This window comes from Kribbella sp. VKM Ac-2569 (genome assembly GCF_004216905.1).
Taxonomy (GTDB): domain Bacteria; phylum Actinomycetota; class Actinomycetes; order Propionibacteriales; family Kribbellaceae; genus Kribbella.
In genome coordinates, this window is the sequence record NZ_SGXJ01000002.1 from 1,328,139 (window position 1) to 1,342,616 (window position 14,478).

The 14,478-nt window shown below is 67.9% G+C and carries 11 protein-coding genes; 5 read left to right on the forward strand and 6 right to left on the reverse strand.

The window, feature by feature from the left end:
* Positions 1-76: 76 nt before the first annotated feature.
* Together EV649_RS19585 and EV649_RS19590 are read left to right on the forward strand one after the other, a co-directional pair.
* Positions 77-997 carry a phosphotransferase gene (locus tag EV649_RS19585; protein WP_130384863.1) on the forward strand — a complete coding sequence of 307 codons (921 nt, stop codon included), beginning with the start codon at positions 77-79 and terminating at the stop codon, positions 995-997.
* Positions 998-1,075: 78 nt separating this feature from the next.
* Positions 1,076-2,473 (forward strand): HAMP domain-containing sensor histidine kinase, encoded by a 1,398-nt coding sequence (locus EV649_RS19590; protein WP_130384864.1) that lies wholly within the window; start codon positions 1,076-1,078, stop codon positions 2,471-2,473.
* A 229-nt stretch (positions 2,474-2,702) separates the two neighbouring features.
* Here the strand turns inward: EV649_RS19590 and EV649_RS19595 are convergent, their stop codons facing one another.
* Genes EV649_RS19595 through EV649_RS19615 form a run of 5 tightly spaced genes read right to left on the reverse strand, consistent with a single transcriptional unit; the run spans position 2,703 to position 7,879 of the window.
* Entirely contained in the window at positions 2,703-3,614 is a 912-nt protein-coding gene (locus EV649_RS19595; RefSeq protein WP_130384865.1) for a PmoA family protein, read from the reverse strand.
* Positions 3,614-4,726, reverse strand: a complete 1,113-nt coding sequence (locus EV649_RS19600; protein ID WP_130384866.1) for a Gfo/Idh/MocA family oxidoreductase — start codon at positions 4,724-4,726, stop codon at positions 3,614-3,616. Before EV649_RS19600 ends, EV649_RS19595 begins: the two co-directional genes overlap by 1 nt.
* Positions 4,727-4,751: 25 nt before the next feature.
* Entirely contained in the window at positions 4,752-6,062 is a 1,311-nt protein-coding gene (locus EV649_RS19605; RefSeq protein WP_241998362.1) for a sugar ABC transporter substrate-binding protein, read from the reverse strand.
* Positions 6,063-6,081: 19 nt separating this feature from the next.
* Positions 6,082-6,966: a carbohydrate ABC transporter permease gene (locus tag EV649_RS19610; RefSeq protein WP_130384867.1), complete on the reverse strand. Its 885-nt coding sequence runs from the start codon at positions 6,964-6,966 to the stop codon at positions 6,082-6,084.
* Positions 6,956-7,879, reverse strand: a complete 924-nt coding sequence (locus tag EV649_RS19615) for a sugar ABC transporter permease (RefSeq protein ID WP_130384868.1) — start codon at positions 7,877-7,879, stop codon at positions 6,956-6,958. The genes EV649_RS19610 and EV649_RS19615 overlap by 11 nt, the downstream gene beginning before the upstream one ends.
* Before the next feature lie 181 nt (positions 7,880-8,060).
* On the opposite strand from EV649_RS19615, the gene EV649_RS19620 reads away from it, so the two are divergent.
* Positions 8,061-9,809 carry a hypothetical protein gene (locus EV649_RS19620; RefSeq protein WP_198682565.1) on the forward strand — a complete coding sequence of 583 codons (1,749 nt, stop codon included), beginning with the start codon at positions 8,061-8,063 and terminating at the stop codon, positions 9,807-9,809.
* Here EV649_RS19620 and EV649_RS19625 read toward each other — a convergent pair whose 3' ends face one another.
* Positions 9,810-11,669: a hypothetical protein gene (locus EV649_RS19625; RefSeq protein ID WP_130384869.1), complete on the reverse strand. Its 1,860-nt coding sequence runs from the start codon at positions 11,667-11,669 to the stop codon at positions 9,810-9,812.
* A 172-nt stretch (positions 11,670-11,841) separates the two neighbouring features.
* Here EV649_RS19625 and EV649_RS19630 point away from each other — a divergent pair, with 172 nt between their 5' ends.
* Both EV649_RS19630 and EV649_RS19635 read left to right on the forward strand, forming a co-directional pair.
* Positions 11,842-12,870: a LacI family DNA-binding transcriptional regulator gene (locus EV649_RS19630; protein WP_130384870.1), complete on the forward strand. Its 1,029-nt coding sequence runs from the start codon at positions 11,842-11,844 to the stop codon at positions 12,868-12,870.
* Positions 12,871-14,466 (forward strand): FAD-dependent oxidoreductase, encoded by a 1,596-nt coding sequence (locus tag EV649_RS19635; protein WP_130384871.1) that lies wholly within the window; start codon positions 12,871-12,873, stop codon positions 14,464-14,466.
* The last annotated feature ends 12 nt before the right edge of the window (positions 14,467-14,478 follow it).

Consider the following 14,478-nt stretch of genomic DNA (forward strand, 5'->3'; position numbering starts at 1 on the left):
CCACTCTTACCACGGTTCTAACCTGTCAATTCAAACGCGTTGTGGGGTCGGCTCGGTGATCCGTAGGGTCGGCTCCGTGATCCCGACCGTGCGCTCGCTCCCCGATCCCGAGGCGCTGGCCGCCGAGCTCGGCACCCACTACCACCTCGCCTTCACCAGTTGCACCCTGCTCCGTTCGCTGGTGAACGACGTCTACGAGCTGGCGACGGACGACGCCCGCTACGTCCTCAAGCTCTATCGGTACGGCGGCCGCGGGCCGGACGAAATCCGTTGGGAGACAGGGCTTTCGGAGCATCTGCGCGCGTCCGGCGTACTCGCTCCACCGGTCCTCCCACTGCCCGATGGGGACACCGTCGGCCTCCTCGAGACACCCGAAGGTCCCCGGCCGTTCACCCTGCTCGGGTACGTCGAGGGCACCAAGCCGCGACCGCCCTTCACCGACGAGTTGTACGCCGACTTCGGCTGGCAACTCGCCGCATTTCACGATGCCGCCGACAACTACACCTCGCCGTACTATCGGCCGCCGGCCGATCTCGTTCACCGGCTGGACCGGCCGCTCGAAGAAATCCTCGCCATGGACGACACGGAGGAAAACCTGCTCCGGTCTCTCGCCGGTGCTGTACGGAACAACCTCGCGCAGTACTCAAAGGCAGGAACCTGCCACGGCGATGTCACGATGGACAATGTCTTGCTGACTAATCAGGGACTTCTGCTGCTCGATTTCGATCTCGCCGCGGTCGGTCCGTTGGCGGCGGATTTCGGCGGCGTCGCGACGACACCGCACTGGGACGCGTTCAAGTCGGCGTACGCCGCATGCCGCCCGATCACGCCCGAGGACGAGGCGGCGATCCCGTACCTGCAGGTCGCCGGCAGCATCTTCAACCTGTACTTCCACGTCGTCGACAAGCCACGCTGGCGCGGCGCCGAGTCGCGGGACGAGGGCTGGGCCGCGGCCGAGCTCGACGGGCTGCGCGCGGCGGCCGACGTACTGCTCTGACGTTCCCTGTTCTGGCTTCACAGGAAGGTCCCAGGAAACACGAAGCAGCCCTCAGGGCTGGCCGCACATTCTGGGTGCATGAGGGTCGCGGCGCGTTCGTTGAGTGTGCGGGTCGCGGCGGCGATGGTGCTGCTGGTCGCGGTGATGAGTCTCGTGATCGGCGCGCTGACGACCGCCGCGATCGGCTCGTACCTGACCAGGCAACTGGACGGAAAGGTCGCCGCCACCCAGAGCCGCGCGATCGGTGCGCTCAAGAACGGCGGCCCGCCGCCGGACGCCCCGCACGGGCAGGACGCGGGCACGGTGACGTTGTACGTCACCCCGACCGGCGCGGCAGGCGATGTGATCACCGCCGACGGGAAGCTGACCGGACTCAGCGACCAGGCGGTTGGCGTACTCGACGATGTGACTGCAGGCGAGAACAGTGCGGTCGACCTGCCCGATCTCGGCGAGTACCGGGTGCACGCGTCCAGCGTCGAAGCGGTGACCGTGATCACCGGGCTCCCGACCAAGGACATCCAGAACACGATCAACAGCCTGGTCGGGTGGGAGGCGCTCTTCGGCGGAATCGGCGTGCTCACCGCGGGCGGCGTCGCGGTGTTCGTCGTACGGCGTCAACTGCGGCCGCTGCGCCGGGTCGCGCAGACCGCCCGCGAGGTGGCCGGTCTGCCGCTCGACACCGGCGAGATCGGGATGACCGCACGGGTGCCGGACCAGCTCACGGACGAACGCACCGAGGTCGGCCAGGTCGCGGTCGCGCTGAACACACTGCTCGGTCACATGGAGAACGCCCTCGACGCGCGGCATCGCAGCGAGCAGCAGGTCCGGCAGTTCGTCGCGGACGCCTCGCACGAGCTGCGTACGCCGCTGACCACGATTCACGGTTACGCCCAGCTGAGCCTGCATCAGGGCGATCCCGAACTGTTCACGCACGCGATGGGCAAGGTCCTGGTCGAGACCAGCCGGATGGCATCACTGGTCGAGGACCTCCTGCTCCTCGCCCGCCTGGACGCGGGCCGGCCGCTCGACAGCCGCCCGGTCGACCTGTCCCGGCTCGCCCTCGACTCGGTGACTGACGCGCGCATCGTTGCCCCCAGCCACCATTGGGAGCTCGACCTGCCGGCCGAACCGATCATCGTGATCGGCGATGAGCAGCGCCTGCATCAGGTCGTCGCCAACCTGCTCACCAACGCCCGCCGGCACACCCCACCCGGCACCACGGTCACCGTCGCCGCCACCAGCAGCGACCGCTCCGCCCTACTCACCATCCACGACGACGGCCCTGGCATCCCCGCCGACCTGCTCCCCAACGTCTTCCAGCGCTTCACCCGAGCCGACACCGCCCGCAACCGAGCCACCGGCGGCGCCGGCCTAGGCCTCTCCCTGGCCCAGTCCATAACCCAAGCCCACCAAGGCACCCTCACCCTCACCTCAACCCCCGGCAACACCAACTTCACCCTCGCCCTCCCCCGCTGAGCCGCCATTTGCCTTGTTGACCCCAATTTGCCTGGCTCACCCACCAATTTGCCTGGCTCACCCACCAATTTGCTTGGCCCACCCACCAAGTTGGGGGTCCACCACCCTGGTTGCGGGTGTGGAACCCCCCATTTGGTGGGTGGACCAGGCAAATGCGGGGCCGGCGGGACTTGGCGGGGTGGTGAGGTGGCGGGGCTTGGGGTGGTGGGCTTGGGGTGGTGAGCTTGGGTTAGGTAGCTAGGGCTTTTTGGGCTTGGGCTGCTAGGGACTTGGCGCGGTTGTCGTCGGTTAGGCCGTCGGCTATGAGTACGGCGTACCGGAGGCGGAGGGTGTCGTTGGCGGGGAAGGGGAGTTCCTCGGTGAAGAACGGGGCGGGGCAGACCGCGGCGAAGTCCTCCGAGCGGACGAACCACTCCGGTGGGTGGCGGACGTTGTCGGCCGCGTCGGCGACGATGATGGTCGACGCGGTGTCGGTCTCGTCCTGGCGGGCGGTGAAACCCATCCACGGTGCGCGCTGCCCACGAAGCTCGTCCCCGCCCTTGCCCTGCGGCGCAAGGATCGTGCCATTCGTGAACGAGCGCGGCCCCCGCCAGAACAACCCGCCGTACCCGGCGTTCGGCCGTCCGGCCGTAGTCGGGCTGCCGATCTGGATGAGTTCGCCGGAGACGTTCGTCATCGCGGTCTCGTAGACCAGCACCCAACCGTCGTCCGCGAGCCGCACAGTGATCGTGCGGACCTCGTCGACGACATGCTCACCGCCCTGCCTGTGCCACGACAAGTGGTGCGCGAACCGGACCTGATCATCGGACACGTCCAGCGCGTCGACCCGGTCGTGGTCCTGCGAGCCGTTGTTGTCGAGCGGCTTGTACCCGTTCTCCTTGGTGTACGTCGGACCGCCCCAGAAGTTGTCGTGCCCGAAGTGCGGCAACGACCAGGACATGCCCTTGTGCCACAGGTGGTCCCACGGGCGGTACACGCTGACCAGGTCCCCGGTCAGCGTCCGGATCGGGTGGAAGTACGGCCGCGGCGACTCGTACTGCGGGTCGTCCGCCTTGTACACATAGGTGAACAGCTCGCCGCCGCCCGCCGTGACCTGGATCGACCGGCCGACAGCGTGGTTGCAGCCGAGGTTCTGCGTCATCAGCTCTCCCGTTCCACTGGTTTCGTCCATGGCGCCCCGATCTCGCTGAACAACGCCAGCTCGTCCGAGGCCCGGTCGATCCAGTTCTCGACGTCGAGAACGATCGGCCGGCGCTCCAGTCCTTCGCCTTCCCAACGCACCAGCTCGGGCGGGATCGCCACCGGGTCCGCCGCCGTCCGCACCGCCTCGACCACGCGGGTGAACCCACCCGTCGCGGCCAGCGGCACGTACAACGGGACCGTCGGATCCGCCCGATGCGCGAGCAGGTTCTCCAAGAGATCAGCTCTGCCGTACTTCGTGTCGTCGATCAGGTCCGACTGGTACGTCAGGACCGCACGCCCCTCCGACCCGTGCACGATCACCGTCGCCTCGAGATGATCGATCGCGCACAACGTCACCGCGATCAGGATCGGCGTACCGCGGCTGGTCGTGATCCGCACCGCGGAGGTGTCGTCGGACTCGATCGGGTTCGCGCGGTACAACTCGGTCTCGATCGACCGTACGTCGTCCACGCCGGTCGAACCGTCCAGCAGCAGAGCCGCCGCGGCCGCATGCGCGAGCGGGTTCGTCACCGCACCGTCGACGACATCGACGCCGTCGAGCCGCCGTCTGCCGGACCAGCGCGCGCGCTGGAAGTACCGGGCTTTGCGCACCCACTTCCCCACCGCGCTGATGCCCCGAATCTCGCCGAGCTGACCTTCGGCGACCATCGCCGCCAGCTTCAGCGTGGCCTCGGACGCCTGCGCCTGAAAGCCCACCTGACACGCTCGCCCGGTCTCGGCCACCACCGCGGACAACTGCTCGAACTCGGCCATCGACGCCGTCGGCGGCTTCTCCAGCAGTACGTCGGCGCCCGCACGCATCGCCAGCTCGGCCAGCGGGACGTGGGTCTGGATCGGCGTACAGATCACCACGACGTCGACCTCGGTCGCCGCGAGCAACTCGTCCAGGCCGCTGAAGACCTGGACGCTCGCGGGCAGGTCGTCCGCGCCCTGCGGATCGGCGACCGCTACCAGCTCGGCCCGGCCGGCCTCCGCCAGCCGGGCGACGTTGCGTACATGGGAGGCTCCGTGGCCGTGGATTCCCACCACGGCCACGCGGGCCCCCGTCATCGACAATCAGTTGCCGTCAGCAACACTATTTGAGCTCCCCGTTGACCTCGTCCAGGAACGCCTTGGCGGCCGCCTCCGGCGCCTGCCGCCCGAACAGTACCTCGGTCGTGTACCGCTGGATGATCTTCTCCACCTGGCCGCCACCGACCGGCGGCGCCGGCGACGGGTCACCGAGATCCTGCTTGATGTCCTGGATGAACTTCGCGGTCGCGGCGTCTTCCGGCTTCAGCTTCGGCGTCACCTCGGCGCGGACCTCGGTGTTCGGCGGCACGCCCCGCTCGGCGAGCAGTACGCCACCGGCGGCGGGGTTGTTGGCCAGGTAGTTCACGAACTCCGTGGCCTCCTTCTGGTGCTTCGACCGCGCCGAGATCGACCAGAACATCGAGCCCTTGTAGTACGAGCCGTTCTTCGCGGCCTGGCCGTCGGGGCTCGGGATCCGCAGCAGCTTCAGCTGCTGGCCGGTCGCCTTGCTGAAGGCCACCAGCTGGTTGCTCCAGATGAAGCTCATCGCGAGCTTGCCGGTCGCGAACGCCGACTGGTCGAGCGACGCGTTCATGTCCTGCGAGATCGCCTCGGCCGACGGGATCGCCTTCGCGTCCCGGAGCTTCAGTATGTACTTGAAGAAGTCGGTCGTCTTCTCCGGTGAGACGCCGACCTTGCCGTCCTTCGTCCAGAGCGACTCGCCGTTCTGCCGGGCCCACAGGTTCAGGCCGGCCTCGTTGGTACCGAGTGCGCCGGTGCCGGTGACCTTGCCGCCGGTCTTGGTGGTGATCTCCGCGGCCGTCTTCGCGAAGTCGTCCCAGGTCCAGGTCTTGTCGTCCGGGATCGGCACGCCGGCGGTCTTGAAGGCCGCCGGGTTCACGACCACCGCGAACGAGTTGATGCCGGCGTTCAGCCCGTACAGGCCGCCGTCGAACTCACCGGCGCCGAGCGTGTCCGGCTCGAACTTGCCGGTGTCCAGGCCGTCGGCCTTCTTCAGGTCGAGCAGCGCGCCGCGGTCGGCGTACTCGCGCAGGTACTTCTCGTCCATCTGGATGATGTCCGGCGCGTCGTTCGCCGCGACCGTGGTGGCGAGCTTGTCCCAGTAGCCGGACCACTCGCCGAACTCGCCCTTGATCGTGACGTTCGGATGGTCCTTCTGGTACGCGTCGATCACCTGCTGGGTGAGCTTCGTCCTGGTGTCCGACCCCCACCAGGTGAATCGGAGCGTGACCTTGCCGCCGTCGGAGGACGACGACGCACCACCGGAGTCGCCGCCGCAGGCGCTCGCCGCCAGCAGCGTGACGGTGACCGCGGCGGCGGTCAGGGCCCGTAGGCCACGTGGGATGTGCCTCATGAGGTGCACCTTTCAGGGGTTACTTGATGCCGGTGGTCGCGATGCCCTTGATCAGGAACCGCTGGCCGAGCAGGAAGGCGAGGAAGACCGGGACGAGGGAGACGACCGACATCGCGAACATCGAGCCCCAGGACGAACTGGAGGTCGAGTCGACGAACGACCGCAGTGCGACCGGGACGGTGTACATGTGCGGGTCGGTCAGGTAGATCAGCTGGCTGAAGAAGTCGTTCCAGGTCCAGATGAACGTGAAGATCGTCGTGGTGGCGAGCGCCGGGATCATCAGCGGAAGGATGATCCGGCCGAAGATCGAGGCCTTGCCGCAGCCGTCGATCCGGGCGGCCTCGTCCAACTCCCGCGGGATACCGCGGATGAACTGCACCATCAGGAACACGAAGAACGCGTCCGTGGCGAGCAGCTTCGGCACGATCAGCGGCAGCACCGTGTTGATCCAGCCCAGGTTCGAGAACAGGATGTACTGCGGCACGATCACCACGTGGATCGGCAGCATGATGCTCAGCAGCATGATCGCGAACCAGAACTTCTTGCCGCTGAACTCCAGCCGGGCGAACGCGTACGCCGCCATCGAGCAGGACACCAGGTTGCCGATGATCGAGCCGAGCACGACGACCGCCGAGTTCAGCAGGTAGCGCGTGAACGGCTCGGTCAGCGCGTGCCAGCCGACCCGGTAGTTCTCGATCCGCAGGTCCTTCACCAGGATCCCGGGATCGCGGAAGATCTCGTTGCCCGGTCGCAGCGAGCTGACGACCATCCAGATCACCGGGTACAGCATCACCAGCGCGGAGCCGGCCAGCAGCACGTGGATCACCAGCGGCCGGATCCTTGCCCAGGTGATGGCGCCGGTACGCCCGGCGGTGACTGTCGTGCGGAGCGTTTCAGTCGTCATAGAACACCCAGTACTTCGAGGCGAAGAAGTTCGCGGCGGTGAAGACCCCGATGATCACGAGCAGGAACCACGCCATCGCGGAGGCGTAGCCCATGTCGAAGTTCCCGAAGCCCCGGTCGTAGAGGTACAGCGTGAAGAACATCGTCGAGTCCGACGGTCCGCCGCTGCCCCCGGAGACGACGAACGCCTGGGTGAACGACTGGAACGCGTGGATGATCTGCAGCACCAGGTTGAAGAAGATGATCGGCGTCAGCAGCGGCAGCGTGATGCTGAAGAACCGTCGCAGTACGCCGGCGCCGTCGACGGACGCGGCCTCGTAGTACATCGTCGGGATCTGCCGCAGTCCGGCCAGGAAGATCACCATCGGCGATCCGAACGTCCAGACGTTCAGTACGACGAGGGTGCCGAGCGCCGTACTCGGGTCGGAGATCCAGCCCTTGCCCTCGATGCCGAACACGTCCAGCACCTGGTTGAGCAGGCCCGTGGTGCCGAACACCTGCCGCCAGAGGATCGCGATCGCGACACTCGAGCCGAGCAGCGACGGCAGGTAGAACACCGAACGGTAGAACGCCATACCGCGGACGCCGCGGTCGAGTACGACGGCCAGCAGCAGGGCGATCGCCAACTGCAGCGGGACCGAGACGAACACGTAGGTGAAGGTCACTCGGAGCGAGTTGTGCAGCCGCTCGTCGGACAGCATCCGGGTGAAGTTCTCCAGGCCGATCCACTTCGGCGCCTGGATCAGGTTGTAGTCCGTGAAGGACAGGTACAGCGAGGCCACCATCGGCCCGATCGTGATCAGGAACAGCCCCAGCAACCACGGCGCCAGGAAGAGATATCCGGCCAGGTTGTCCTTCTTCTGACCTACCGGCTTCTTTCCCCGGAGACTGCCCAGCTCGCCCAGCGCACTCATGGTCACCACCTTCGGAAAGCGCTTGCCTTGGCCGGTCAAACTAGTACAAGAAACCGGTTCCCGCAAGAGTTCATCGATGCAGGAAACGACCGGATCCGGACCCGCTGCGAGGTATTGACAGGACAAAGTTGCGGGGCGACAGTTCTGAGCGTTTGGCAACCGCTTACCGATGGAGATCCCGATGCTGCGACGCACCTTTCTCACTGGTTCGCTGACCACGGTTGCGCTCGGCGCGCTGCATCCGGCCGCCGCTCGTGCTGAGGTGGCAGCCGTGGACGAGGACTTCCTGACCCTGCTGACCGAGGCGAACCGGAAACAGATTCCGCTCGTGCTCGGCAACTTTCAGAACGTTTCCGACAGTGTCCGGACCGTGGCCCGGAAAGCGCGCCGGCTGGTTTCCGGCTACGTCTGGGGAAGGTCGTCGTACCATCACGACGCCACCCTTCTCGGACCGCTCGGCTGGCTGGTCGACCAGCTCGCCGCGCGGCAGCACGAGGACGGCCTGTACGACGTCGGCAACCTGCACTCGCCGCCCGACAGCGCATTCGCGATCCAGGACGTCTGCATGCTGTACGCGCTGCTCGACGCGGACGGCCAGGCGGAGACCGCGTCGATGCGCGCGACGCTGGCCTCGGTGATCAAGAAGGCCGGGCCGGCGTTGGCGAGTGGCGGCGTACACACGCCGAACCACCGGTGGGAGGTGTCCGCGGCGCTGGCCCGGGCGAACCACCTGTTCCCGGACCGGCGGTACTCGGCGCGGATCGACGACTGGCTCGACGAGGGCATCGACGCGACGCCGGACGGGATCTACAGCGAGCGGAGTTCGACGTACGCCGCCGAGGTGACGAACCCGTGCCTCCTGACGATCGCCTGGCTGCGCGACAAGCCCGCGCTGCTGGACTTCGTACGGCGGAACCTCGACGTGACGCTGTACTTGCTCGAGCCCAACGGCGAGGTGGACACGACCGCGTCCCGGCGGCAGGACCAGAAGGGGGTGCGGGAGGTCTGGTGGTACCTGACGCAGTTCCGCGAGCTGGCCCTGCACACGCAGGACGGGCGGTTCACGACCATCGCCAAGAGCATCGAAGCCCGCGGCACGGGTGAGCTGGGCGATTTCCTGGCGGAGGTTCTCGAGCGGCCGGAACTGTCCGCCGTCCTCCCGACCGCGGCTGCGGCTCCGACGAACTTCGTACAGCACTACCCGTCGCAGGCCTCGGCACGGATCCGGCGCGAGGCCCGGACCGCGACGGTGTTCGGCGGCACCGACTTCCATGACCTCCCGGTGATCTCGTCGGGCCTCTCCACGAACCCGACCTTCTTCAAGCTCCGCAACGGCGCGGCGATCCTCGACTCGGTCCGCTTGTCGCCGCAGTTCTTCAGCACCGGGCATTTCCGCAGCGATGGGCTCCGCAGGCTAGGAGAGAACTCCTTCCGTCTGTCCCAGGAGGTCAAGGTTCCGTACCACCTGCCGCTCCCCAAGCGTTACCGCCGCGCGGACGGCCTGTACGCGCTCACTCCGGACGGCCGCTTCTACGCGGCGATGGATTTCGGGCATCGGCCGAAGCAGTACCGGACGTTGACGACCGAGGTGACGGTGACCGAGGTCGGCGGCGGCTACGACCTGGCGTTCGAGTTCGCCGGCGACGAGACGGCGTACGCGATCGAGCTGTGTTTCCGCGCGGGCGGAACGCTTTCCGGCGTCGACGCATTGGATGTCGCGGGCAACTACCAGCTGACGTCCGGGACCGGGAGCTACACGGTCGGCGCGGAGCGGATCGAGTTCGGCCCGGGGAACGGCGCCGCCCGGGTCGCCATGGACCCGGGCGAGCGCTACACCTACCTGGGCGGCAGCCTCACCCCGGACGGACTCCGCGTGTACCTGACCGGCCGTACGCCGGGCCGCCAGGTGCTGCGGCTGCGCACCTCCTGACTACCCGGCTGTCCGCACGACGGTCTCGAGCGAGCCGTCGTGCGGAATCCGGAGCACGTGGACGCGGCGCCGTTGGTCGCGCAAATAGGTCCGCGACGAGGTGCTGAGCGTCGCCGTACGTCGTCCCGACCAGGTGATCGTGATCGTGGCCCGGCCGCGACGGATCACGATGCCGTCGGCAGTGGCCGTCCGCGTCTCGCCGTACGGCACGACGGTCCCGTCCGAGAAGACCACCTCGTCGCCCGGCTGGAGCACCAGCGGGACCTGCTCGGTCGCGGCACTCGTTGCGGTCACCCGGCGGCTGACCGAGTGCGAGCCGATCACGAGCTCGGTCGACACCGAGCCGTCGGGCGTGCGGTAGCGGACCAGGTCCTTCGACGGATACTCCGCGACTAGGTTGCTCTCGGCATCGGCCTTGCCGTCGCGGACCGTGCCCCAGCAGCCGCTCGCGGTCTGCTGCGCGTGGATCACGGTGCCGGCCGCGGGGTGCCAGAGGAATCCGGTCCCGGCCTTGACCGCGCTGCCCTGTCGCTCGCCGAAGAAGGTGCCGAGGTACAGGCCGGGTCGCCGTACGTAGAGGTAATCCTGGTTGCCGTAGTCGTCGTGGCGCCGCTCGGTGAAGTCGTCGCGGCGCAGGTACGGGATGTTCGCGATCGCGGCGCGCTTGGCGGTCCGGGTCGGCAGCGTCTCGCCGTACGGCGCGTGCGCGATGATGCGCGGCGAGGTGTCCTGCTTGGCCAGCGCCGGCACCGGAGCCGCGTCGGCGGCCCACGCCTGCCGGGTCGCCGCCTTGTCCTCGCGGGACGTGAAGAAGGCTCCGAAGTCCGGTACGGCGGGGACGAAGTGCGAGCCGAGGATGCTCCGGTCCGGGTCCGCGATGACGTCGTCGTAGAAGGCGACCGAGGTCCGGTCGGAGACGGCGTAGTACGTCAGCCAGCCGGAGCCGTCCGGTTCGCGGAGCAGGTTGTAGCCGAACCAGTCGGAGAACTTACGGGTCATCGAGACCAGCAGCGGGTTCTTGGTCTGCAGGTAGAGCTCGGCCATCTCCGGGAGCATGACCTCGAAGTTGTAGTTGATGTCCATCCCGCGCGGGTCGTAGAAGAACCCGGCCGGGCTCTGCGCCCACTTCGCGACGAACCGGATGCGGTCCTGCAGCTTGGTCCAGCGGGCCTGGTCGGGCAGCAGCCGCAGGGTGAGTGCCGAGCCCGCGACACCGGCGACCGCCTGGTTCGTGTACTCGAACGGGTCGTCCCAGACGACCGAGTTGCCCGGGTCCAGGTACCAGTCGACTCCCTTGCGGAGGACACCTTCCAGCTGGGTCCTCCGGCTCGGCAATGCGTTGGCCTGGCGAAGGTTCGCGAGAGTCTTGGCGAGGTAGCCGATGCCGAAACCGCTGGACGCTTTGCCGCGTTCGCCCGGGGAGTACTCCGGCCATGAACCGTCCGGGTTCTGTAGCGCCATGTAGTGCTGCAGGGCTGCGTCGAGCCGGCCGAGCAGTGCGTTGTCGCGGTAGTACGGGTTCCAGGCGCGCTTGTTCGCGTAGAACCAGCTCAGCGTGAAAACGTGTTCCTGAACCCGCGAGTTGAACGGCTGCGACGGCGTCCGCCACCAGCCGCCTCCCATGAACCCGTACGGATCAGTGTCGACGATGTCGTTCGTCATCGGCGCGAGGATCACCAGGTACCCCGCGAACCGCTGTTCCCCCGGCGCGAACAGGCGTCGGTCGGGTGCTCCGGCCGGCAGGCTCGCCAGCAGGGGAAGGCCGGCGGCACGAGCCGGTGCCGACATCATCGCGGGCGCGAGCCCGGCGCCGGCGGCCGCGGCGGCGCCGAGCAGAACGGTACGACGTTTGACGTGCATGAATGCTCTCCTCGGAACGATCGGAACTGCGGCGAGTTTTCTGCGCCGGACCGACCGTGGTCAAGACCTTGGCTTTAGTAATTCGGATTAGCAGCCGGAGCGAACCCTTGACGGCGATCCGGGGGCTGTTCTAATGTCCCCGGCAATCCGTATTACCGCGAAGGATCTATCGATGCCGGACAAGGCCACCACCCGACTCACCCAACGCGACATCGCGCGACTGGCCAAGGTCAGCCAGACGACGGTGTCGCTGGTGCTGAACAACCGCAGCGACGCGATCGCGCGGATCCCGGCCGAGACCCGGGACCGGGTGCTCAAGGTGATCCGCGAGACCGGTTACCAGGCCGATCCGCTGGCCCGCCGGATGATGAAGCAGCGCAACCAGATCCTCGGCGTGTTCACCTACGAGTCGGTGTTCCCGAGTGCGAGCGGCGACTTCTACCACCCGTTCCTGGCCGGCATCGAGGATCGCGCCGAGCGCCTCGGGTGGGACCTGTTGCTGTTCACCAGCGCTCCGGTGACCGACGGGCATCGGCGGATCTTCCACGAGAACAACCGCCTGCGGATCGCCGATGGCTGCCTGCTGCTCGGGCGCGAGATTCCTTCCGACGAGCTGGCCCGGCTGATCGCCGAGGACTACCCGTTCGTCTCGGTCGGCCGCCGCGACGACGCCGGCGCCCCGGTGCCGTACGTCGGCGCCGACTACGGCACCGCCACCCGAACAGTCGCGGAACGGGCGCAGGAACTCGGCCATCGGCGGATCGCCTTCGTCGGGCTCGGCGTCGGCGCCGAGTCGTCGGCCGACCGGCTCCGGGGTTTCCGTGAGGCTGCCGGCCCGCGTGCACCGCATGTGCCGACCCTCGATCGTTCGCCGGGCGAAGTGCTCGACGACCTGCTGGAGCGGCGAATCACCGCGGCGTTCGTCGAGGAGCGGGCCGACGCGATCGCGTTGTACGCCGCAGCGGCCGAGCGCGGGGTCGACGTACCGGGCGACCTGTCCGTGGTCGCGCTCGGTGATTCCACGCGGCCTGCTGCCAGCGACCTCGACTTCTCCGGCTTCCACGTCCCGCGGCGAGCCATGGGCGTACGCGCGGTCGAGCTGCTGGAGGCGGTCCTCAGCGGGACCTCCACCGAGCAGCAACTGCTGCTCCCCTGCGAGCTGACCGACGGAATCACACTCACTCCACCCAAAGGTGCCTGAATGCATACCGATGTACTTGTGATCGGCGGCGGGCTCGGCGGCGTTGCCGCGGCTCTCGCCGCGCTGCGTGCCGGTCGCTCGGTGATCCTGACCGAGGAGTTCGACTGGCTCGGCGGACAGCTGACCAGCCAAGCCGTCCCGCCGGACGAGCACAGCTGGGTCGAACAGTTCGGAGTCACGGCGTCGTACCGGACGCTGCGCAACGGGATCCGTGACTACTACCGCCGCCACTACCCGCTGACCGAGGCGTCGCGGGCCGCGGTGGAGTTCAACCCCGGAGCCGGCTACGTGTCCAGGCTCTGCCACGAGCCGCGCGTCGCGCTCGCCGTCCTCGAGTCCATGCTCGCCCCCTACCGAGCCAGTCGCCGGCTCCAGGTCCTGCAGCCCTACCAGCCCGTGGCCGCGGACACCGACGGCGATCGGGTCACCGCGGTCACCGTGCAGCATCGCGACACCGAGGAACGGTTGACGCTGACCGCGCCGTACATCCTCGATGCGACCGAGACCGGTGAGCTGCTGCCGCTGACCGGGACCGAGTACGTGACCGGGTTCGAGGCGCAGGGCGAGACCGGCGAGCCGAGCGCTCCGGCCGAGGCGCAGCCGCTGAACATGCAGGCGGTGTCGTACTGCTTCGCGGTCGATCACGTGGACGGGGACCAGGTCGGGGACAAGCCGGCGAACTACGCGTTCTGGCGGAACTACCAGCCGTCGTTCTGGGGCGATCGCCTGCTGTCCTGGACCGCGCCGAACCCCCGGACGCTGGAGAGCTCGCAGCGCACGTTCACCCCGAACCCCGACGACGACCCGCTCGCGGTGGTCGCGGACCAGCGGCGGACGGGCGGCGACACGAACCTGTGGACGTTCCGCCGGATCGCCGCCCGCCGGCACTTCGTTCCGGGTGCGTACGAGAGCGACATCTGCCTGGTGAACTGGCCGATGATCGACTACTTCGAGGGCCCGGTCATCGACGTACCGGATGCGGCGAAGCATCTCGCGGCGGCACGCGAGCTCTCTCAATCCGTTCTCTACTGGCTGCAGACCGAAGCGCCGCGGCCCGATGGTGGGACCGGGTTCTCCGGGCTGCGGTTGCGGGGCGATCTGGTCGGCTCCGCGGACGGTCTGGCGCAGGCGCCGTACATCCGCGAATCCCGGAGGATCAAGGCGGAGTACACGATCGTCGAGCAGGACCTCTCGGTCGCCGTCCGCGGCGCCCAGGGCGCGGTCGAGTACGACGACAGCGTCGGCATCGGCATGTACCGGATCGACCTGCACCCTTCGACGGGTGGCGACAACTACATCGACGTGGCCAGCAGCCCGTTCCGGATCCCGCTCGGCGCGCTCGTTCCGCAGCGCGTGGAGAACCTGCTGCCCGCGAACAAGAACCTCGGCACCACGCACATCACCAACGGCTGCTACCGGCTGCATCCCGTCGAATGGAACATCGGCGAGTCCGCCGGCGCGCTCGCGGCGTTCTGTCTCGATCGCGGCACCGCCCCGCGCGCAGTCCGCAACACCCCTGCTCTGCTCGCCGAGTTCCAGGACCGCCTGGTTGCTCAGGGCATCGAACTCGCCTGGCCAAGCGTCACTGGCTACTGATGGAGGACTGAC

Bases quoted from the DNA above. Each gene is read 5' to 3' on its own strand.
- EV649_RS19620 (WP_198682565.1), top strand. From the start codon at position 8,061: ATGCTGCGACGCACCTTTCTCACTGGTTCGCTGACCACGGTTGCGCTC.
- EV649_RS19630 (WP_130384870.1), top strand. From the start codon at position 11,842: ATGCCGGACAAGGCCACCACCCGACTCACCCAACGCGACATCGCGCGA.
- EV649_RS19625 (WP_130384869.1), bottom strand. From the start codon at position 11,669: ATGCACGTCAAACGTCGTACCGTTCTGCTCGGCGCCGCCGCGGCCGCC.
- EV649_RS19615 (WP_130384868.1), bottom strand. From the start codon at position 7,879: ATGAGTGCGCTGGGCGAGCTGGGCAGTCTCCGGGGAAAGAAGCCGGTA.
- EV649_RS19600 (WP_130384866.1), bottom strand. From the start codon at position 4,726: ATGACGGGGGCCCGCGTGGCCGTGGTGGGAATCCACGGCCACGGAGCC.
- EV649_RS19610 (WP_130384867.1), bottom strand. From the start codon at position 6,966: ATGACGACTGAAACGCTCCGCACGACAGTCACCGCCGGGCGTACCGGC.
- EV649_RS19605 (WP_241998362.1), bottom strand. From the start codon at position 6,062: ATGAGGCACATCCCACGTGGCCTACGGGCCCTGACCGCCGCCGCGGTC.
- EV649_RS19635 (WP_130384871.1), top strand. From the start codon at position 12,871: ATGCATACCGATGTACTTGTGATCGGCGGCGGGCTCGGCGGCGTTGCC.
- EV649_RS19590 (WP_130384864.1), top strand. From the start codon at position 1,076: ATGAGGGTCGCGGCGCGTTCGTTGAGTGTGCGGGTCGCGGCGGCGATG.
- EV649_RS19595 (WP_130384865.1), bottom strand. From the start codon at position 3,614: ATGACGCAGAACCTCGGCTGCAACCACGCTGTCGGCCGGTCGATCCAG.